At 61.9% G+C, this 20,276-nt stretch carries 23 protein-coding genes; 7 read left to right on the top strand and 16 right to left on the bottom strand.

The window, feature by feature from the left end; translation table 11 throughout:
* Positions 1-149: 149 nt before the first annotated feature.
* The 7 genes from NQL71_RS25750 to NQL71_RS25720 all read right to left on the bottom strand — a co-directional run bounded on the left by NQL71_RS25750 (position 150) and on the right by NQL71_RS25720 (position 7,485).
* Positions 150-512 carry a Na+/H+ antiporter subunit G gene (locus tag NQL71_RS25750; protein WP_046817575.1) on the bottom strand — a complete coding sequence of 121 codons (363 nt, stop codon included), beginning with the start codon at positions 510-512 and terminating at the stop codon, positions 150-152.
* Entirely contained in the window at positions 509-787 is a 279-nt protein-coding gene (locus tag NQL71_RS25745; protein ID WP_274643563.1) for a K+/H+ antiporter subunit F, read from the bottom strand. The genes NQL71_RS25750 and NQL71_RS25745 overlap by 4 nt, the downstream gene beginning before the upstream one ends.
* The gene (locus NQL71_RS25740) at positions 784-1,272 is read right to left on the bottom strand and encodes a Na+/H+ antiporter subunit E (protein ID WP_046817573.1); all 489 of its coding nucleotides are present in this window, start codon (positions 1,270-1,272) and stop codon (positions 784-786) included. Before NQL71_RS25740 ends, NQL71_RS25745 begins: the two co-directional genes overlap by 4 nt.
* The gene (locus tag NQL71_RS25735) at positions 1,269-2,954 is read right to left on the bottom strand and encodes a monovalent cation/H+ antiporter subunit D (RefSeq protein WP_166619276.1); all 1,686 of its coding nucleotides are present in this window, start codon (positions 2,952-2,954) and stop codon (positions 1,269-1,271) included. Before NQL71_RS25735 ends, NQL71_RS25740 begins: the two co-directional genes overlap by 4 nt.
* A complete protein-coding gene (locus tag NQL71_RS25730; RefSeq protein WP_007986256.1) occupies positions 2,951-3,295 on the bottom strand; it encodes a Na+/H+ antiporter subunit C in 345 nt (114 codons plus the stop codon). Before NQL71_RS25730 ends, NQL71_RS25735 begins: the two co-directional genes overlap by 4 nt.
* Positions 3,295-6,213 carry a monovalent cation/H+ antiporter subunit A gene (locus tag NQL71_RS25725; RefSeq protein ID WP_077186059.1) on the bottom strand — a complete coding sequence of 973 codons (2,919 nt, stop codon included), beginning with the start codon at positions 6,211-6,213 and terminating at the stop codon, positions 3,295-3,297. The genes NQL71_RS25730 and NQL71_RS25725 overlap by 1 nt, the downstream gene beginning before the upstream one ends.
* A gap of 246 nt (positions 6,214-6,459) precedes the next feature.
* Positions 6,460-7,485, bottom strand: a complete 1,026-nt coding sequence (locus NQL71_RS25720; RefSeq protein ID WP_274643562.1) for a DMT family transporter — start codon at positions 7,483-7,485, stop codon at positions 6,460-6,462.
* Between NQL71_RS25720 and NQL71_RS25715 the strand changes: the two genes are divergently transcribed.
* Entirely contained in the window at positions 7,480-8,043 is a 564-nt protein-coding gene (locus tag NQL71_RS25715) for a helix-turn-helix domain-containing protein (RefSeq protein ID WP_077186061.1), read from the top strand. The genes NQL71_RS25720 and NQL71_RS25715 overlap by 6 nt on opposite strands.
* Before the next feature lie 325 nt (positions 8,044-8,368).
* On the top strand, positions 8,369-9,799 hold the full coding sequence (locus NQL71_RS25710; protein WP_166619273.1) for an FAD/NAD(P)-binding protein: 1,431 nt from the start codon (positions 8,369-8,371) through the stop codon (positions 9,797-9,799).
* Positions 9,800-9,864: 65 nt separating this feature from the next.
* On the opposite strand, the gene NQL71_RS25705 is transcribed toward NQL71_RS25710, so the two are convergent.
* The 4 genes from NQL71_RS25705 to NQL71_RS25690 form a co-directional block, all read right to left on the bottom strand.
* Positions 9,865-10,089 (bottom strand): hypothetical protein, encoded by a 225-nt coding sequence (locus NQL71_RS25705; RefSeq protein ID WP_046817567.1) that lies wholly within the window; start codon positions 10,087-10,089, stop codon positions 9,865-9,867.
* Between the two features lie 124 nt (positions 10,090-10,213).
* A complete protein-coding gene (locus NQL71_RS25700; protein WP_274643561.1) occupies positions 10,214-10,954 on the bottom strand; it encodes a response regulator in 741 nt (246 codons plus the stop codon).
* A gap of 190 nt (positions 10,955-11,144) precedes the next feature.
* Positions 11,145-12,518, bottom strand: a complete 1,374-nt coding sequence (gene ppnN / locus NQL71_RS25695) for a nucleotide 5'-monophosphate nucleosidase PpnN (RefSeq protein ID WP_046817566.1) — start codon at positions 12,516-12,518, stop codon at positions 11,145-11,147.
* A complete protein-coding gene (locus tag NQL71_RS25690; RefSeq protein ID WP_046817565.1) occupies positions 12,515-12,754 on the bottom strand; it encodes a hypothetical protein in 240 nt (79 codons plus the stop codon). Before NQL71_RS25690 ends, ppnN begins: the two co-directional genes overlap by 4 nt.
* Between NQL71_RS25690 and NQL71_RS25685 the strand changes: the two genes are divergently transcribed.
* Together NQL71_RS25685 and NQL71_RS25680 are read left to right on the top strand one after the other, a co-directional pair.
* Positions 12,753-13,280, top strand: a complete 528-nt coding sequence (locus tag NQL71_RS25685; protein WP_046817564.1) for a DUF3087 family protein — start codon at positions 12,753-12,755, stop codon at positions 13,278-13,280. The genes NQL71_RS25690 and NQL71_RS25685 overlap by 2 nt on opposite strands.
* Positions 13,281-13,328: 48 nt before the next feature.
* Positions 13,329-14,882, top strand: a complete 1,554-nt coding sequence (locus NQL71_RS25680; RefSeq protein WP_274643560.1) for a sensor domain-containing diguanylate cyclase — start codon at positions 13,329-13,331, stop codon at positions 14,880-14,882.
* Positions 14,883-14,885: 3 nt separating this feature from the next.
* Here the strand turns inward: NQL71_RS25680 and NQL71_RS25675 are convergent, their stop codons facing one another.
* The 3 genes from NQL71_RS25675 to dapA form a co-directional block, all read right to left on the bottom strand.
* Positions 14,886-15,803 (bottom strand): LysR family transcriptional regulator, encoded by a 918-nt coding sequence (locus tag NQL71_RS25675; RefSeq protein WP_046817562.1) that lies wholly within the window; start codon positions 15,801-15,803, stop codon positions 14,886-14,888.
* 26 nt (positions 15,804-15,829) lie between these two features.
* Positions 15,830-16,204, bottom strand: coding sequence for a DUF2784 domain-containing protein (locus NQL71_RS25670; protein ID WP_046817561.1), 375 nt, complete (start codon positions 16,202-16,204; stop codon positions 15,830-15,832).
* A 63-nt stretch (positions 16,205-16,267) separates the two neighbouring features.
* Positions 16,268-17,143, bottom strand: a complete 876-nt coding sequence (dapA, locus tag NQL71_RS25665; protein ID WP_166619271.1) for a 4-hydroxy-tetrahydrodipicolinate synthase — start codon at positions 17,141-17,143, stop codon at positions 16,268-16,270.
* A 419-nt stretch (positions 17,144-17,562) separates the two neighbouring features.
* On the opposite strand from dapA, the gene NQL71_RS25660 reads away from it, so the two are divergent.
* The 3 genes from NQL71_RS25660 (at position 17,563) to NQL71_RS25650 (ending at position 18,789) form a co-directional block, all read left to right on the top strand.
* Positions 17,563-18,261: an AzlC family ABC transporter permease gene (locus tag NQL71_RS25660; protein ID WP_046817559.1), complete on the top strand. Its 699-nt coding sequence runs from the start codon at positions 17,563-17,565 to the stop codon at positions 18,259-18,261.
* On the top strand, positions 18,261-18,572 hold the full coding sequence (locus tag NQL71_RS25655; RefSeq protein WP_166619293.1) for an AzlD domain-containing protein: 312 nt from the start codon (positions 18,261-18,263) through the stop codon (positions 18,570-18,572). Before NQL71_RS25660 ends, NQL71_RS25655 begins: the two co-directional genes overlap by 1 nt.
* A 70-nt stretch (positions 18,573-18,642) precedes the next feature.
* Entirely contained in the window at positions 18,643-18,789 is a 147-nt protein-coding gene (locus tag NQL71_RS25650; protein ID WP_162837835.1) for a hypothetical protein, read from the top strand.
* Positions 18,790-18,931: 142 nt separating this feature from the next.
* On the opposite strand, the gene NQL71_RS25640 is transcribed toward NQL71_RS25650, so the two are convergent.
* Both NQL71_RS25640 and NQL71_RS25635 read right to left on the bottom strand, forming a co-directional pair.
* On the bottom strand, positions 18,932-19,201 hold the full coding sequence (locus tag NQL71_RS25640; RefSeq protein WP_077186128.1) for a hypothetical protein: 270 nt from the start codon (positions 19,199-19,201) through the stop codon (positions 18,932-18,934).
* A 180-nt stretch (positions 19,202-19,381) separates the two neighbouring features.
* The gene (locus NQL71_RS25635) at positions 19,382-20,065 is read right to left on the bottom strand and encodes an SOS response-associated peptidase (protein ID WP_274643559.1); all 684 of its coding nucleotides are present in this window, start codon (positions 20,063-20,065) and stop codon (positions 19,382-19,384) included.
* Positions 20,066-20,276: the final 211 nt, after the last annotated feature.

The following is a 20,276-nucleotide window of genomic DNA, read 5'->3' as shown; positions in this document are numbered from 1 at the left end:
GGCGGCAAGGAAGATCAAAAGCCAAATCAAAACCAAAGCGAGGCGAGCTGACGCTCGACCTCGTTGTTTGATGATACGCGTTCCCCCTGCAGGAGCTGCCGAAGGTTCGGGCCGCGTTCGGACGATCTTTTGATCTTTCGTTCTTTTGATCAGCCCCCACTTTCCATACGCCGGCTCGATACCTCAGCCGGCACATCATCCCCAGCCATGCGCTTGCGAAACAACGCCGCCCGGGCCAACAGCAATGTAGTCACCGGCACAGTGATCGCCAGCAGGATCGGGATCAGCCAGGCATGCAGGACCGGTCCGGACTTGAGCGCCGAAAAGAAGATGATCGAGGCCAGGGCCACGCACCAGGCGCCCAGGGTCGAGGCCAGGGCCGGCGGGTGCATGCGCTGGAAGTAATCCTTCATCCGCACCAGGCCGATGGCGCCCACCAACGCAAACAGGCTGCCGAGCACCAGCAGGATGGCCACGGGAATTTCGACCCATAGGGACAATGGCGTGCTCATTCGATCACCTCGCCACGCAGGAGGAATTTGGCCAGGGCAAAGGAGCCGACGAAACCGAACAGCGCGATCAGCAACGCTGCCTCGAAGTAAGTGTCGCTGGCGTACCGAATGCCCAACGTCAGCATCATCAGCATCGCCACGATGTACAGGTAATCCAGGGCCAGGACCCGGTCTTGGGCCGAGGGGCCGTTGAACAGGCGGATCAGGGTCAGGATCATCGCCACGCAAAACAGGAACAGGCTCAGAAGAATCGCGTTCGCCAGCAAACTGCTCATTCGAAAATCTCCATCAGGGGCCGCTCGTAGGTCGCCTTGAAGTGCTGGATGAACAGCGCTTCGTCATCCAGGTCGAAGACGTGCAGCAACAGGATGCTGCGGTCCAGCGCCAGTTCCGACCAGACCGTGCCGGGTACCACCGTGCAGATCATCGACAGCGCGGCCAGGCCGTTGGCGTCGCGCAGGTCCAGTGGCACCTTGATGAAGGCAGAGCGCGGTGGCCGGCGCCCGGCATTGAGCACGCCAAAGGCGACCGCCAGGTTGGACACCAGCACATCGCGACCGACCAGCAGGAACAGGCGCAGGATCACCCCGGGCCGGCGGATGCGGATCGGTAGCGGGCGCAGCTTGCGCATCATCAAGGGTGCGCAATAGCCCAGCAGGGCGCCCAGCAGTAAATTGCCGGGGCTGAGCGACAGGTTCAGCAGCAGCCACAACAGCCACAGGACCAGCGACAGCCATGGCGCAGGCAACAGGCGCTTCATGGTTGCACCTCCAACAACGCCGCCTTGGCTTGTGGGCCTGGTACCGCGCGGGTACCGAGCACGGCCATCACATATTGCTGCGGGTTGTTCAAGGCGTTGGCGGCCGCTTGTGTGTAGCGCAATAGCGGTTCGGCCTTGAACGTCAGCAGGATGCTCAGGCCCAGCAGGGCGAAAATCGGTACGCACTCCAGGCGCCGGAGCGCGGGCGAGGGGCGTTCTGCAGGGGTCCAGAAACGCTGGATGCCCACGCGGGAAAAGGCCACCAGCGATGCCAGTCCCGAGAGGATCAGCAACGCCAGCAAGCCCCACGCGGCATTCGATACCGGCGCTTCGGTGCCGTTGCCCAGCCCCATCGGGTTGAGCAGGGCGCTGAGCAGGCTGAGCTTGCCGATGAACCCGGAGAGCGGTGGCATGCCGATGATCAACAGGGCGCAGGCGATAAAGCTCAGGCCGAGGAACGCCATGGTCCAGGGAATCACTTGGCCGACCATGGCTTTCTGGTCGTCGTCGAGGTTGATGCCCTTGACTGGATGCAACGATTCCAGCGGCCGTGGCAGCATCTCGTTTTCATCTTCCAGGGGTATTTCGTTGGCCGAGCGCGAACGTTCGATCAGCTCCGCCAGCAGGAACAGCGCGCTCAGCGCCAAGGTCGAGCTGATCACATAAAACAGTGCCGCACCGATCAAGTTGGGCTGGGCGAAGCCGATGGCCGACAGCAGGATCCCCGCCGACACCAGGATGCTCAGGCTGGCCATGCGCTCCAGGCGCTGTGCCGCGAGGATCGCCAGTGCCGCGCAGACGATGGTGGCCATGCCGCCGTAGATCAGCCAGTCGCCACCGAAGTACGCCGAGGCACCGGCCTGACCGGAAAACAGCAGGGTCCACAGGCGCAGCAGGGTATAGATGCCGACCTTGGTCATGATCGCGAACATCGCCGCCACCGGCGCGCTTGCCGAGGAGTACGCCGGCACCAGCCAGAAATTCAGTGGCCACATCCCGGCCTTGGCCAGGAACGCCACCGCCAGGATGCCCGCGCCCGCGTGCAGCAGGCCGCGATCGGCCTCGGGCACCAGCGGGATCTTCAGCGCCAGGTCGGCCATGTTCAGCGTGCCGGTGACGCCGTAGATCAGCGCCGCGCCGATCAGGAACAGGGTCGAGGCCAGCAGGTTGATCGAGATGTAATGCAGCCCCGACGATACCCGCGCGCGCCCCGAGCCATGCAGCATCAGGCCGTAGGACGCGGCCAGCAGCACTTCGAAGAACACGAACAGGTTGAACAGGTCCGCCGTGAGGAAGGCGCCATACAAGCCCATCAACTGGATCTGGAACAGTGCGTGGAAGCTCGAACCGGCGCTGTCCCAGCGGGCCATGGCGAACAGCAGGGCGCAAACGCCGATGATGCCGGTCAGCACCAGCATCAGCGCCGACAGGCGATCGACCACCAGCACCAGGCCGAACGGCACTTGCCAGTTGCCCGGCAGGTACACGCCGATGGAGCCGGCGATGCCGGTGGTTTGTGTCCATTGCAGCAGCACAACGGAAACGCCGAGCCCGAGCAGGCTGGAGAACAGGTTGATTTTCGCCTTGAGCGGGCGATGTTTTTCGCCGAGCATCAGCATCACCGCGGCGGTCAGCAGCGGCAGCAGGATGGGCGCGACGATCAGGTGCGACAACGGATTCATTCCTTAGGCTCCCGGCCATCCACATGGTCGGTGCCGGTCAGGCCCCGGGAGGCCAGCAAGACCACCAGGAACAGCGCAGTCATGGCGAAGCTGATGACGATCGCGGTCAGTACCAGCGCTTGCGGCAACGGGTCGGTGTAGTGCAGCAGGTCCTGGGGCACGCCGTCCTTGATGATCGGTTCCTTGCCGATGAACAGGCTGCCCATGCTGAAGATGAACAGGTTGACCCCATATGACAGCAGGCACAGGCCCATGACCACCTGGAACGTCCGTGGGCGCAGGATCAGCCAGACGCCGGACGCGGCGAGGACGCCGATGGCGATGGCAATGACTTCTTCCATCAGACAGCCTCCTTCATGACGGCGGGTTTGGGCTGGGCCGCGGTCTTGTGGCCCCGGACGGATTGGTGGGCGAGGGCGGTGAGGATCAACAGCGTCGAACCGACCACCACGGCGTACACGCCAACGTCGAAGAACAAGGCGCTGGCGATGTGAATGTCACCCAGCAGCGGCAACTCGAAGTGCCAGGTGTGGGTGGTCAGGAACGGATAGCCGACGAGCATCGCGCAGAGGCCGGTGACGGTGGCGAACAGCAGGCCGACGCCCATCCAGCGCAGCGGTCGCAAGCTCATTTGCGCTTCGACCCACTGGGTGCCGGCGACCATGTATTGCAGGATGAATGCCACCGACATCACCAGGCCGGCGACAAAACCGCCGCCCGGCTGGTTGTGGCCACGCATGAACAGGTAGAACGAGACCACCAGCGCAATCGGCAGCAACAGGCGCACCAGCACCGCCGGGACCATCATGAAGCCGAGCGCGGTGTCGCTGGCGTGGCGCGGATTGACCAGGTCGGTGACCACGTCGGGCGCGAGCAAGCGCTGCTGGGCCGGCAACTGCAGGCTTTCCTTGGGCGGGCGGAAACGCCGCAGCAGGGCGAACACGGTCAGGGCCACCGCCACCAGCACGGTGATTTCACCCAGGGTGTCGAAGCCGCGGAAGTCCACGAGCATCACGTTGACCACGTTGCTGCCACCGCCTTCGGGCAGGGCGCGGCTCAGGTAGAACGAGGAAATGTCGTTCGGTGTCTGCCGCGTCAGCATCGCATAGGCCAGCAATGCCATGCCGCCGCCGACCACGGCCGACAGCAGCAGGTCGCGGATGCGGCGGATGCGCGCCTTGCGCAGGCTGCTCGGCAGCGGCGAAACCTCTTCTATCCGCCGTGGCAGCCAGCGCAGGCCCAGCAGGATCAGCACCGTGGTCACCACTTCGACCACCAGTTGCGTCAGCGCCAGGTCCGGTGCCGAGAACCAGACGAAGGTCACGCAGGTCATCAGGCCGCAGACGCTGACCATGGTCAGGGCGGCCAGACGATGGTACTTGGCCTGATACGCGGCACCGAGGGCGCAAGCAATCGCCAGCAGCCAGAGGGTGACGAACACGATCGAGCCCGGGATCTTGGGCCGATCGCCCCACTGCAGGCTGCTGTGCAGCATCGGAATCAACCCGGCCAGCACGGCGGCGAGCACCATCAGGAACAATTGGGTTTGCAGGCGACGAGTGCTGACCCGTCGCTCCAGACGCCGGGCCAGGCGCATCTTGATCACCAGCAGGCGTTCGAACAGTCGCTTGCCGTTGAACCGGCCAATCAGCGGTGGATAGCGGAAACGGCCACGCTTGAGCTGATTGCGCAGCAAGAGATACAACAAAATGCCGCCGGACATGGCGATCAGGCTCATGATCATCGGCGCGTTCAAGCCGTGCCAGATGGCCAGGCTGTACTCCGGCAGGGTACCGCCCACGACCGGCTGCGCAGCGGCAGCGAGCAACGGGCCGACCACTTGCGCCGGGAAGATCCCCACCACCAGGCACGCGAATACCAGCAACTCGACCGGCGCGCGCATCCAGCGCGGCGGTTCGTGCGGGGTGTGCGGCAGGTCGGTGGCGGTCGGGCCGAAGAACACGTCTACGGTAAAACGCAGGGAGTAGGCAACGCTGAAGGTCCCGGCGATGGTCGCGACGATCGGCAGGGTGGCTTCAATCCAGGCCGTGGCATTGATGAACACGGTTTCGGCGAAGAACATCTCCTTGGACAGGAAACCGTTGAGCAGCGGCACGCCGGCCATCGAGGCGCTGGCGACCATGGCCAGGGTGGCGGTGAACGGAATCAGCTTGAACAGGCCACTGAGCCGGCGAATATCGCGGGTGCCGCTTTCGTGGTCGATGATCCCGGCGGCCATGAACAGCGAGGCCTTGAAGGTGGCATGGTTGAAGATGTGGAACACCGCCGCCACGGCGGCCAGCGGGCTGTTGAGGCCCAGCAGCAGGGTGATCAGGCCCAGGTGGCTGATGGTCGAGTAGGCCAGCAGGCCCTTGAGGTCGTTCTGGAACATCGCGCAATAGGCACCGAGCAACAGGGTGCAGGCACCGGCGCCACTGACGATGTAGAACCATTCTTCGCTACCGGACAACGACGGCCACAGCCGGGCCAGCAGGAACACCCCGGCCTTGACCATGGTCGCCGAGTGCAGGTAGGCCGACACCGGAGTCGGTGCAGCCATGGCGTGGGGCAACCAGAAGTGGAAGGGGAATTGCGCACTTTTGCTCAGGGCGCCGATCAGGATCAGGGGTAGCAGGATGGGGTAGAGGGCATGCGCGCGAATCATGTCGCCGGCGGCCAGGACCTTGTCCAGGTCATAGCTGCCGACCACATGGCCAAGCAGCATGACCCCCGCCAGCAGGCACAGGCCGCCCGCGCCGGTGACCATCAGCGCCATGTAGGCGCCGCGCCGGGCGTCGGCGCGGTGGTGCCAATAGCCGATCAACAGGAACGAGAAGAGGCTGGTCAGCTCCCAGAAAAATACCATCTGGATCAGGTTGCCGGAGATCACCAGCCCGAGCATGGCGCCCATGAACGCCAGGAAAAACGCGAAGAACCGCGGCACCGGATCGTCCGGTGACATGTAGTAGCGGGCATACAGCGACACCAGCGTGCCGATGCCCAGCACCAGCATCGAGAACAGCCAGGCGAAACCGTCCATGCGCAGGACGAAGTTCAAGCCAAGGCTTGGCAGCCAGAAGAATTCTTCGCGGATCACACCGCCATGGGCGATTTGCGGGTACAGGAGGGCGACCTGGACAGTGCCGATCAAGGCAACCAGGCCCGCCAGAAGCGATTCGGTATTACGCGCGTTGTGTGGCAGCACCGCTGCCAGACAGCTGCCTAAAAAAGGCAGAAGCAGTAGAACTATCAGGGACATAGGCTTCTAATCTGCGGAAGTTTATGAAGCATCATACGTGCCAGCTCCCGGATCGCCAAACGCCAAGCTGTCGCAGAATCCTACAAGGTAGACGGAAAAGTCTTGCTTCACATTTTTTCAGGGATATGGATTTAGCCTGTGCCGGCCCCTTCGCGAGCAGGCTCGCTCCCACAGGGGAATGCATTCCAACTGGGGGAGCGAGCCTGCTCGCGAAAGCTGTTTATTAAACGTCGCAAATATTGCGGCTCAACCCTGGGTTTCCCGCTCCAACTCTTCCTCAACCGCAGCAGCCTTACCTTTGGTCTTCAACTCACTGACAATCACCGCCGCCACGATCAACCCGGCCCCGAGCAACGCAATGGCCGGCAGCCGCTCCCCGGCGATCCGCCCGACAATCCCGGCCCACACGGGCTCACCGGCATAAATCAAGGTCGCCCGGGTCGGCGAAACACTCTTCTGTGCCCAGTTCATCGCCACCTGGATCGCCGCGCTCGCCGCGCCCAAGCCCAATGCACTGCACAGCAGCAGCCAGGAAAAATCCGGAATATGTTCCTGGGTCGGCACCACCATCAGGAACGACAGCAGCGACGTTACGGCCAATTGCACCACGGTGACCCGTTTCACATCGACCTGACCTGCAAAGTTGCTGATCAGGATGATCTCTGCCGCAATGGCAATGGCGCTGATCAACGTGGCGATTTCACCAGGGCTGAAGTTCAATGCCGCACCGGATGGCCCCGACAGCAACATCAACCCGGTAAAGGCCAGCATGATGCCAATGCTTGGCATCAGCCCCGGGCGACGTCCCAGCACCAGCCATTGCAGCAGCGGCACGAAGGGCACGTACAACGCGGTGATGAAGGCCGACTGGCTGCTGGGAATGGTCTGCAACCCCACCGTCTGCAAGCCGTAACCGAGCATGATCGCCACGCCGATAAAGGACCCGGCCTTGAGCTCGAACAAGGTCAATTGGCGCAGGCTGCGCCAGGAGAACAGGGCGACGATGGCGGCGGCGGCGGCAAAGCGCAGGCCGACGAAAAACATCGGGCCGCTGACGGTCATCGCATGCTGGACCAGCAAAAAGGTGCCGCCCCAGACCATGGTGATCAGCACCAGCACGCACTCGGCCTTGCTGAGCCGCAGGAAACGGGAGGAAGCCTGGGAGGAGTTCGCCGACGTCATGATCTTGCACACTGTTTGAGGGGGACGCACAATGCGTCGCAAGTTGGGCAGTATACTGCGCAACACCACCGAGTGAGCAATATAGTGCACAAAGATTCCTCGCCCCGGGCTTCGGTCCTGCAGCACGTCAGTCAGAACATTCGTCGGTTGCGCCATGCCGCCGACATGAGCCAGACCGCGTTGGCGGAAAAATCCGGGGTCAGTCGCCGGATGCTGGTGGCCATCGAGGCCGGTGAAAAGAATGTCAGCCTGACGACCCTCGACCGGGTCGCCGAAGCACTGGACGTGGCCTTCAGCGACCTGATCCAGGCCCCCGATGTGCGCGACCATAGCCGCATCAACGAGCTGGCCTGGGCCGGTACCATCCCCGGCAGCAAGGCGGTGCTGCTGGCCAAAGCCAACGCCACCCGGGAAGTCGAACTCTGGGAATGGCGCCTCGAACCAGGCGAGCACTACCCGTCGGAGCCGGATGCCGACGGCTGGAGCGAACAGTTCTACGTCTTCGAAGGCTGCCTGACGGTGATGGTCGGCGATGTGCCGCACACCATCAGTGCCGGCGAGTTCTTCATGTTTGCCAGCAACCAGCCTCACTCCTATCGCAACGATGGGCCGGTGGCGGTACGGTTCGTGCGCAACGTGGTGATTTGACTGTTGGCCCATCAACAGCGGATCGACAGTTTGCTGTTTCAAAGCTGTAAAGGTTTCTTTGATTGTCTATTAACCTGTTGAAAAATATATAAATTATATTCAGGCATGACTCCTGCAATGCTCTGGGTACCTGTCCACCAGGCTTTCGGAGTGCCGTTTGATGGCCCGTGAAATTCCGATCGTGAGCGGCTGATCCCTGGACGCCGCCGGCAAGGGCCCTCCCATGATCTCGAGCGACGTATCCTACTTTGGTACTGCTCGATGAAACTTCCATGGGTTCGGCGCCTATTATCGTCGAGGATAAACACTGATCAGTGAGAACGGCATGAGTGAAACCCGAAACGGGCAGGCGACCGACGCCATCCGTCACGCGGACATCCTGATCATCGGCGGCGGCCTCAGCGGCACGATGCTGGCGGCGCAATTGTTGCGTCTGCCGGGCAAGCGCCGGGTGCTGGTCATCGAGCCGCGCGCCGAACTGGGGCGCGGCGAAGCCTATAGCGCTGTGGAGCTGGGGCATACGCTCAATGGCAACGCGGCGCGCATGAGCGTCGATCCGGACAATGCCGATGACCTGACCCAATGGCTCACCGACTACATTGCGGCCGGCGGTTGGCCGGAGTCGGATGAGCAGCCTGTACCGATCAGCGAGCTGTTCCCGCCACGGGGGATTTTCGGCCTGTACGTGCAGCAGCGTCTTGCCGAGGCGCAAGCGGTGGGGGCGTTGAACGGCTCAACGGTCGAGCATGTGCAGGCCGAGGTGGTTGATCTGCAAACCGATGCGCAGTCGGTGCACTTGACCTTGAGCGAGGGCCAGCACCTGCAGGGTTCCTTCGCGGTGCTCGCTACGGGGATGTTCCCGGCCGCGCGCACGCCCCAGACTGAGTCCAGCGGCTTGAACGCGGCGGCGCTTGACCCTTGGGATGTGGCGGCGATGCAGCAACTCGATCCGCAGTCGACGGTGCTGATCATCGGCTCGGGCCTGACCATGGTCGATGCCGTGGTGTCACTGGAGCAGGCCGGGCATCGCGGGCCGATCGAAGTGTTTTCCCGTCACGGCCTGCTGCCCCATGTGCGGCGGCAGCCACCAGCGTGGGTCGATTTTCTGGCCGAGGATCACAGCATACGCACGCCGCGACAGCTGGTACGTGAACTGCGCCGGCATTGCCGCGTGGCCATTGCCCAGGGGATCGACTGGCAAGCGCCGCTGGACACGGTGCGGGCGCACATCGGGCGCTTGTGGAATCAGGCCACCGACGTGCAACGCCGTCAGTTCGTCAGGCATGTTCGGCCGTGGTGGGAAAGTCATCACCATCGCTCGCCGCCGTTGAGCGCCGAGTTGGTGGAGCGTTTGCACGGGGAAGGGCGGTTGCGGATTCAGGCGGCGTCGTTCAAAGGGCTGCAACCCACTTCGGGCAATGGAGTGAGCATCCGTATCCGCCGTCGGGGTGAAGCGCAAACGGTGGTGGTCAGTGGCGCGGCGCTGATCAATTCCAGTGGCATCGAATATGACTGGCGCCGGGTAGCTCGCCCGTTGCCCCGGCAATTGCTGGCGCGCGGGCTTATCCGGCCGGGACACCTGGCACTGGGCATTGCCGCAGAGGTCGACGGCGCGGTGTTGAGTGCCGATGGCCAGGCTGCCAGCCGATTGTTTGCCATGGGGCCGCCATTGCGCGGGATGTGGTGGGAGAGCACCGCCGTGACGGACGTGGCCAGTCAGGCCAAGGCGTTGGCTGCGCGGCTGGTAACGCCTTAGTGCTCAAATGAAAGAAACCCCGCATTTGGCGGGGTTTCTTTTTTCAAACAGCCCAAGGCCGTTGATCAATAGCGCTGATATTTGGAACCGAACTCCGGACGATTTTCCGCGACGTAGAGTTTGCTCGCCTGGCTGTCCTTGTGGTCATCACTGACGGTGTTCATGTTCAGGGTGGCCGGTTGGCTGACCTTCACAGCGGCAACCATGGGTGCAGTGGTGTGTGGGGCGGCGATGGCGCAAGTGCTGCCAAGAACTGCAAGAGCGAAGCCGATACCGATGATGCTTTTCATGATGTTGCTCCAGAGCGTGGGAAGAAGATGTGGCCACTGTAGTGCTGGAGCACCGTGATGAAAAAACACCACTGCGCATAGTCGTTATCGAGCGCGTTGATCTGTGGGCGCGGGATACGACGATTCAAGCCTGTGCGTCGAGCATCTGCACCGGGTAGGAGAACACATAACCCTCGCTGCGCACGGTCTTGATGTAGGTCGGTTCCCGGGAGTCATCCTTGAGCCGTTGGCGCAGGCGGCTGACCAGCAAGTCGATCGAGCGGTCGAACAGGTCGGCGTCGCGGCCCTGGGTCAGGTTGAGCAACTGGTCGCGACTGAGCACCCGCTGCGGGTGATCGAGGAATACCCGTAGCAGCCGGTATTCGGCGCCACTGAGGGCCACCAGGGTGTCGTCTTCGTCCAGCAGATGACGGGCGGTGGTGTCCAGGCGCCAGCGGCCGAAGCCGAGCATCCGGCCGCTTTCACTGATCAGCAGGTTGGGTGGGAGCATGCGCGTGCGACGCAGTACGGCGTTGATTCGCGCCAGCAGTTCGCGGGCGGCGAAGGGCTTGGTCAGGTAGTCGTCGGCGCCCATTTCCAGGCCGAGGATACGATCGGTTTCGTCGTTGCGTGCAGTGAGCATCAGGATCGGCGTGGCTTTGTGCTTGCCCGCACGTAGTTCACGGCACAGGACCAGGCCGTCGTCGCCGGGGAGCATGATGTCGAGCACGATCAGGTCGACCTGGTTGGATTCGAGGAAGCTGCGCATGTGCCGGCCGTCGGGAACCACGGTGCTGCGCAGGCCGTTTTTTTTCAGGTAGTTGCCGACCAGCTCGCGAATTTCACGGTCGTCATCGACGACCAGGATGTGGTTGACGTGGTCCATCGGTCGATCCTCTTGTATCTGCCTCAAAGCCAACCATACATTCTGTAGGAGCTGGCTTGCCAGCGAAGGCGGCATCAGTTTCACCATCGCAATGGCCAGCAAGCCGGCTCCTACAGATTTGTGTATCCCTGGAAACAACAAGCCGAAGCATTTGGCTTCGGCTCGCGTTCAACAATTTACAGCAACTTGATCACGCAACCACTCGATAACACGGCACATAAGCCGCGCCACCCGGCAGTTTCATCCGGTGCTGGGCGACGAAGGCCTTGAGCAGTTGATCCAACGGTTGCATGACGGCCGCATCGCCGCGGATCTGGTATGGCCCGTGTTTTTCGATCAGGCGGATGCCCTTGTCCTTGACGTTGCCGGCGACGATGCCGGAGAACGCACGGCGCAGGTTGGCGGCCAGTTCGTGGGCCGGCAGGTCGCGGCTCAGCTTGAGGTTGGCCATGTTTTCGTGGGTCGGGTCGAACGGACGCTGGAAACCTTCGTCGATCTTCAGCAGCCAGTTGAAATGGAACGCGTCGTTGCGTTCGCGGCGGAACTGTTTGACTGCCTTGAGGCCCTGGGTCATCTGCCGGGCGACTTCTGCCGGGTTGTCGATGATGATCTGGTAATGCTTCTTGGCGGCTTCGCCCAAGGTGGCGCCGACGAACGCGTCAAGCTGTTCGAGGTAGGGCGCGGCATGTTTCGGTCCGGTGAGGATGACCGGGAAGGGCAGGCCTTCGTTGTCCGGGTGCATCAGGATGCCGAGCAGGTAGAGGAACTCTTCGGCGGTACCGGCGCCGCCGGGGAAAATGATGATGCCGTGGCCGACGCGAACGAAGGCTTCCAGGCGCTTCTCGATGTCGGGCAGGATCACCAGTTCGTTGACGATCGGGTTCGGCGCTTCGGCGGCGATGATCCCCGGTTCAGTCAGGCCAAGGTAGCGCCCACCGTGGATACGCTGCTTGGCATGGGCGATGGTGGCGCCCTTCATCGGGCCTTTCATCACGCCAGGGCCGCAACCTGTGCAGACGTCCAGGCTGCGCAGGCCCAGTTCGTGGCCGACCTTCTTGGTGTATTTGTATTCTTCGGTGTTGATCGAGTGGCCGCCCCAGCACACAACGATCTTCGGCTCGACGCCGGGGCGCAGGGTGCGGGCGTTGCGCAGCAGGTGGAAGACATAATCGCTGATGCCCTGGGAGGTGCTCAGGTCGATGCGTTGGCTGTCGAGTTCGTTTTCGGTGTAGACGATGTCGCGCAGGGCGCTGAACAACATCTCACGGGTACTGGCAATCATTTCGCCGTCGACGAAGGCGTCGGCCGGGGCGTTCAGCAGTTCCAGGCGTACGCCGCGGTCTTGCTGGTGGATGCGGATTTCGAAGTCCTTGTAGGCTTCGAGGATGGTCTTGGCGTTATCGACGTGGGCGCCGGTGTTGAGGATGGCCAGGGCGCATTGGCGGAAGATGTCGTAGGTGCTGCCGGATCCGGCTTCGCTCAGTTGCTGGACTTCCCGTTGAGAGAGTGTTTCCAGGCTGCCTTTCGGGCTGACCGAAGCATTGATTACTTGTCGTTGGGTCATTCAATGATCCTTAAAACGATGCCATTCACGCGCAAACAACGAATGGCATCCGAATAGAGAGTATCCATGAAAGAAGATGGCACGAACTGCGCGGTCTCGCCACGTCCTCCTTTTGATGATGTATAGATGAAAAGGAGCCCCAGCATAGCTAAATCCGTCGCAGAGGCGATAATGGCCCGCGGTCTTTTTAACCTGTGACCTTTTTTACCATTGAAGCAAAGGAATCCCGACGTCATGTTCGAAATCCAGCCGATGAACGCCGACGACTATCGGCAGCGGACGCGGCGCAGCACGGTGATGATCGCGCTGATCTTCCTGGCGCTGGCGATGGCCCTGTCCACCGCGGCGGTGACCTTGTTCGGCGAGCCCGGAGGGGACAATCTGCGCTTCAACATCGGCGGGGTGTTCGCCGCGGTATTGATCATGGCCGGATTGATGCGCAAGGTGTTCTGGCACCAGGCGTGGATGGCGCCGGCGGTCTACAGCTGGCAGCTCAAGCGCAGCCTGATGAGCATCACCAACGTCATGCACCACCTCAAGGCTGCCGTGGAGGCGGGAGACCCGGACGCCATGAGGCTTCTGCGCTTCTATCACCTGGGATTGAGCCAGATGCATCAACTGGACGGTAACTCCAGCGATGATGCGCAATTACACCGGGATATGCAGGAGCATCAAGCGAGAATGGAAGCGCTGGGTATCGATACCCGGCAGACGCGACTTGACCCAGCCTGGCTGGACGCTTTAAAGGGCGCAGCGCGATAAGCAATGGAGAAAGCAAGGCCTTTATATTCGATTCAAGGAGCGAACGTCATGAGGCATCCATCCACTAACGGGCGTATCGAAAAAAACCGGTACGGTATCGCAAGGCTCAAGACTCGATCGGCCGTGACGCTGATGATTGCCGTCTGCCTGTCGATGGTGGTGATCGTGAGCTGGGAAACCTGGAACTCGCGCCAGTACCATCTGCATGACAAGGAAGTGGCGATGTCCAACCTTGCGCAGACCCTGGCCTCGCAGGCCCAGGCGGCGATCAAGCAAGCCGACACGCTGCTGTTCACCCTGGTCGATCGCCTGGAGAACGACGGAATCGAACAGGGTCGGCTCGATCGCCTGCAACGCTTGCTCCGCGCCCAGCGCAGTGAGTTGCGCCAGCTCCACGGGCTGTTCGTCTATGACGAAACCGGCAAATGGATCGCCAACTCCAATGGTGCCGAGGTGGGGGGCGCCAACAATTCCGACCGAGAGTATTTCATTTATCACCGCGATCATCCGGACCGCGGACCGCACATTGGCCCTTCGATCAAGAGCCGTTCCAGCGGCGAATGGATCATGACGGTGTCACGGCGGATCAATTATCCGGATGGCCGTTTCGCCGGCGTGGCCCTTGCCACCCTCTACCTCAGCCATTTCCTGCAGCTTTACGATGGCATCGACATGGGCGAGAACGGCGTGATCAACCTGATCGCCGACGATGCCAGCATCATCGTCCGTCGGCCGTTTCACGAAGCGGACATCGGTACCAGCCTGGCCAGGAGCCCGCTGTTCACCCGACTTTTGCCCCAGGGCAGTTCGGGGACGGCAACCGTCCGCTCGATCATGGATGGCGTGGAACGGGTCGTGGGTTTTCGCCGGGTCGAGGGTTACCCGCTGATCGTCTTTGCCGCGCTCAACAAGGATGAGGTGCTGGCCGGCTGGCGCCAGCAGTCCTTGCTCAGTGCGGGTATCGTCGCGCTGCTGCTCGGGGTACTGGGGGCGCTCGGCTATCGCCTTATCAGGTTGATGAAGAAGCAGGACCGCATCCAGGGGGATTTGCTCGGTACCCAGGAGAGGCTGCTTGAGCTCAATCGCAACCTTGAATTGCTGGCACTGGAGGACGCGCTCACGGGCCTGGCCAACCGACGCCAGTTCGACCTGTTCATCCAGGCGGAAATGAGCCGCGCCCGACACAACGTCACGGGGTTGGCCCTGCTGATGATCGATGTCGATCATTTCAAGCCGTTCAACGATCGCTATGGCCACTTGGCCGGCGATGAGTGTCTGCGCAAGATCGGTGCGATCATTACCGAGCACATCAAGCGCCCGGGCGATATGGCTGCGCGCTTTGGCGGCGAGGAATTTGCCGTGGTGCTGCCGGGGACTGACTACGTTGGCGCATTCCTGCTGGCGGAGAAAATCCGTCATGCGGTGCAGGCCTCCGGCTTGCCGCACAGTGAAAGCCCTGATGGCAAGGTCACGGTCAGCGTGGGGGTTTGCGGCTACGATCCGGCGTCACAAGCCCAGACCGGCGAGCTGATCGAGGCGGCCGACAAGGCTCTGTACGTGGCCAAGGCCAGCGGACGGAACATGAGCGTGATCGCCAACTGAGGTTCAGGCAAAGCGGTCGTTGCCTTGTACCAGTCGGGTGCAAAGGTACGATTGCTTGAGCTTTTCCAGCCACCAGCCCAGCGCCCGCCCGTCGTGATCGCCGCGCCAGCCGGCATACAGGATGTTCGGTTCGCGCGGGTCTGCCATCTGCTTTTCAACCAGCGAGCCATTGCGCAGTAACGAGCCGACCCGGTGCCTGGGCAGCCAGCCCACACCGAGGCTGTCGCACTGGGCGAGGATTTTCGCGCGCATGCTCGGCACGGCCAGCACCGACTGGCCCCCCGAGACGCCGTAGGTACTGCCTTCGCTGGCCCGCGACGAGTCGGCCACGACAATCGCCCGGTGCTGCGCCACCTCGGCGCGGCTGATCGGTTCCCTGGCCTTGGCCAGCGGGTGCCTGGGCGAGACGGCGAACACCCATTCCATTTCCCCCAGTTGCATCCAGCGCAGGGATGCGATGGCCGGCGGTTCGTTGGTGGCGCCGATGATCAGGTCCGCGCGGCCTTCACGCAGGGCCTCCCAGACACCCCGGAGCACTTCCTGGGTGATGCGCAGCGGTACGCCGGAACCCAGTGCATCGAATTCGTGGATGACCGGGATCAGTGTCTCGAACTCCAGTAGTTCATCGGTGACGATCCACAGTCGACTCTCCCAGCCACTGGCCACTTGCTGCACCCGCTGGGTCAGGCGCGAGACGTCTTGCAGCAGTCGGGCCGCTTCGTTGACCAATAATTCACCGGCCGGGGTGAGTTGCAGGCGGTAGCGCCGGCGATCGAACAGCAAGGCATCGAAGCGTTCTTCCAGTTGCCGCGCGGCATAGGACACCGTAGAGGGCGCCTTGCCGAGGTAGGCCGCGGCCCGCGACAGGCTGCCGGTTTCGCGGATCGCCTGCAGCAGCGTCAGGTCGTCAGTCGACAGCATGGGCCGAGTCCTCGGTTTGACGGGAGTTACAATAGTCGTTGGCGTTTTCTGTGCCGGAACAATCGCAGATAGACCAGTACGTTCACCAGCAGTACCACAGCGCCCAGTCCCAACTGGATGGCCGGTGTCAGCCCTGCCGGGTAAATGATCGGCCACACGTAATGTTCGATGAAACCCGCGCCGTAGCCGCTTTGCCCTGCGGCCTGGCGCATGCTGTTTTCCCAGCGTGTCAGCGGGCAGGGCAGGTGGAAAACCTCCACCGCCACGCCCCAAATGGCGGCGGGCAGGTGCCACGGCATCACGCGCGGCCATTTGAGGACCAGCAGCCCGCCGCCCACCACGAACACAATGAACGCCAGGTGCAACAGCACCAGGCCATCGGCGGCGATTCGATAGAGCATGTCGACCCCCCCCTGGCGCGTCAGTCCAATCGTTGCATGGTACTCGGGCGGCTGCCGGGCGTTCTATCGATTGTCGCTGCCCAGCGCGCTGAGCACCTTTTTTAAACGCGTGCCCATGGCAGCGCTGCTGCGTTGCATCGGTGCGCGTAGCTCATCGCCGATCAAGCCTTGCAGGGCCAGCGCGGTTTTCACCGGTGCGGGGTTGGGTTCGATAAACAAGCTCTGGATCAGCGGCAGCAGCTGGAAGAACGTGGCACGGCCGGCCGCCAGTTGGTGGTCGCGAATCTGTCGGTACAACGCCACGAAGCGCTCGGGGTGGACGTGCGCCGACGCGGCAATCGCGCCCTTGGCGCCCAGGCACAGGGCATTGAAGATCTGGTTGTCTTCACCGCACAGCACGTCGACCTTGCCGCTGGCCAGCAATGCCAGGGTGTTACCGAGGTTGCCGCCACAGTCCTTGATCGCGACGATTCGCTCGTGGGCGACAATGTTGAGCAAGGTGGCCTGGTCGAAGGTCACACCGGTGCGGTAGGGAATGTCGTACAGGATCAGCGGCACGCTGGAGGCGTCGGCGACCGTCTGGAAAAAGGCTTCGAGCCCGGCCTGGGACGGCCGGATGTAATACGGCGGCGGCACCAGCAGGCCGGCCACCGGGCGCTTGAGAATCTCGGCCTGAAAGTGCAGCAGCTCGATCAGGTTGTTGCCGGCCAGGCCCATGGCGACCTGTTGGGCAGGCACTTGTTCCAGCACCGCATCGAGCACCGCCAACTGCTCGTGCTTGCTCATCGCCGCCGGCTCGCCAGTGGTGCCACAGACAATCAGACCGTCGACGCCGCTTTCCAGCAGATGACTGACCAGCCGGCGCAAGCCGATGAAATCGATGGCGCCATTGTGGAACGGCGTGACGAGGGGAACCCAGATACCTTGAAACGATGACATGCACTTTCTCCTGATGGTTGACCGATGTCGTCACCGTCAGAAGCGCAGGAGGAAGTAAGCAAGGGGAGGGTGGTCCGTCGCGCTCAATGTCCTGTCAGCTCATCTGACGGGACAGCGCGCCCCGGTCACATGAGCGACTGTTTCTTCGATTTGAGGGTGCGCGCAACACGAGCCTGGGCCTTGGCAGTCAAGCCAATGACACACGCGTCGAGATTGAAGGTTGCGGACATCTTTGTTTACACCCTGAATGAGGCGCCCAGTTTTAAAAGCCGGCGGGTAGTTTGTCAATCAGGAAAATGCAACGTCGTCATGTTGGGCACCACAACCGCACTGCAACCAGCACAAGTGCGCAAGATTGTTCAAGCCATCAGCCGTGAGTGCTGGCAAAGTCTCGGGTCTTTCCCTGGTTGCAGAGCGTTATGTCCAACTCACTCATGCCGCGCAGCGCATTCCTGCGTGGCGCCGTGGCGATCATGCCGTTATCCCTGGCGACGGCGCCCTGGGGCCTGCTCGCCGGTTCCATGGCCATCGAAGCCAATCTCACACCGCTGCAAGGCCAGGGCTTGTCGAGCATCGTGTTTGCCGGCGCCGCGCAATTGGTCGCCATCGGCATGCTCAAGGGCGGGGCGGGGATCTTTTCGATCCTGCTGACCACCTTGCTGCTCACCTCCCAGCATCTGCTCTACGGCATGAGCCTGCGTTCGGTGATCTCGCCGTTGCCGGGGCGCTGGCGCGCGGGCCTGGGCTTTTTGCTCACCGATGAACTGTTCGCCCTGGTCAGCCAGCACGACAGGCAGCAGTTCAATCGCTGGTACGCGCTGGGTGTGGGCCTGACGTTCTACATTGCCTGGAACCTCTTCACCCTGGCGGGCATCGTGCTGGGCAGCAGCATCCCGGGCCTGGAGCACCTGGGGCTGGACTTCTCCATCGCGGCCACCTTCATCGCCCTGATCACCCCGGTGGTGCGCAACGTGCCAACTGTGGTCTGTGTCGCGGTCGCGCTGTTTTGCTCGGTACTGTTCAGCTACTGGCAATGGGGCTCGGCCCTGGTGCTGTCGGGACTGGCAGGCATGACCGCCGGTTTTATCTGCAACAAATTCCAGGGAGCGCGCACATGATGGTCTGGGCAGTGATTATCGGCATGGGCGTGCTGGTGTTTCTCAACCGCTATGTGTTCCTCGAACCGCGCCTGCCGGTGCGTCTGAGCAGCAATGCCCGGCAGTTCCTCGGCTTCGCCGTGCCTGGCATGTTGACCGCGATCTGCGGCCCTATCGTGTTCATGCCGGACAAGCAACTGAACCTGCAATGGGACAACCCCTACCTGATCAGCTCGCTGGTGGCCGTCGGCCTGGTGCTGTACACCCGCAACACCTTGCTCAGCATGCTGTTGAGCATGGGCTTTTTCTTTTTGCTGCGCTGGTGGCAGTGAGCCGGGTACACGAAATTGTTCTACGCTTGAAGTTGATGACCAATCCCTTTTCAGGAAGAGAGGTGAGCACATGGCAACAGAGCAAAAACAACCGGATTCGGACGTAGACGAGGATGAACCGACGGAAGAAGAAATCGAACAGCAGAAGCGTTCGACACCGGACTGGAAACATCCCGACGATGGCAAGGAATTGTCGGAACCTGACCGCAAGTTCTGAGCGACCTGCGAACATCGTAACTGCTGTAGGAGCGAGCTTGCTCGCGAAAAACTCGATGACGCCGTGGGGCATCTGGTACCCCGCGTCATCGTTGACGACCCTCGCGAGCAAGCTCGCTCCTACGGTGGCAAATCGGTTGAGATTATTCCAGCAACGGTGGGTACTCGGGGTGCGTGGCTCGATAACCCAGGTTCTTGTCGATCCAGGCGTTCAGTTCGTTGACCATCACCGGGGGCTTTCCCGGATAGCTCTCGAGGATTGAACTCAGGATCTCTTTGATATTGGGGATTGAAAGTAAGTTACGGGTTTGTATGTACTGGCCGATGAAACAGTCGAGTTGGTAGTGCTCAGTCTTTGTAAGATAAATGCACGCCAGACTCGCGACTTGATTACTTGTAAAATCGTCGCGCAATTGAATTCTCTGCAAGGCTTGGTGTATGGGATTTCCTTAATTGTTGACTCTTTGGTCAATCTGGTATGCCACTCGGAAATGCGGCGCGAATCCTAGCGGCAGTGTTAACAAATGTATGTAAGCGCCTGTAGTTGTCTGACAAGCGGTGGAAGTATCAAAGTGCCATGTTTCTACAGGTGATTATTCCTTCAAAACATCAATCAACCCAGGCCCCTGATTCCTGACGTTCCCTACGGCCTTGTCGACCCTGTACCACTCAAAAGCATCACTGTCTTCCCCCTGTAGAAGCGCCATCTGTTCGGCACGTTCCCTGGGCGTCGCCGGGTCCAGCCATTCCCGTGCCAGATCTGCGTTGAACACCACCGGTCGGCGGTCATGGACGTCCAGCATGCCGCCCGCGCTATCGGCGGTGATGATGACAAAGCCATCGTCGGCCCTGGGCGCTGCACCGCCCTCCGGGAATTGCCCGATCGCCGCACAGAAGATCGGCCCTTGGTCGCGCCGACGAATCAGCCAGGGCCGCCTCGTGCCGTCCCCGGCATCGACCCATTCGAACCAGTTGTCGACCGGGCAGATGGCACGATGGGGCCAGATCGCGCGAAAGAACGGGCCGTGGGCGACTTTCTCGACCCGGGCATTGATCGGCGCCGCGCGATCCTTCGCCCAGTGCGGGCGCCAGCCCCAGCGCTGCGTGTCGGCGTGCAGGCCGTCATTCTCCAGGTGCAACAGCGCGAGCTGGGTGGTGGGCGCGGCGTTGTAGCGCCCCAGCGGCTGATCGCCGACCTGGTTGAGCAAGGCATCGGGAATGCTCAACACCGCCACGAAGTCATGGATGCCCCGGTATTGCGACAATCGTCCACACATCGATCGAACCCTCCTGCTGGCTTGTTGAGCATAGATGTTTGAAATGATGCAGAGGTGGCAAGTCGGATCACCGCAGAGCTGGCCAGCGCACCGATCATCGATCATTCGTTCCATCAGGCCCTGGCGAACTGAGCCAACACCCGGGCGAGCGCCGGAACCAAACACTGTGTACCTTATCCAACCTCGGCCCGCCGCTCTGTGCGGGCCGGCG

Origin of the sequence: Pseudomonas serbica (genome assembly GCF_028823535.1) — a bacterium.
Taxonomy (GTDB): Bacteria; Pseudomonadota; Gammaproteobacteria; order Pseudomonadales; family Pseudomonadaceae; genus Aquipseudomonas; species Aquipseudomonas serbica.
The sequence above is the reverse complement of the archived record's forward strand: the minus strand, read 5'-3'. Positions and strand labels throughout refer to the sequence as shown.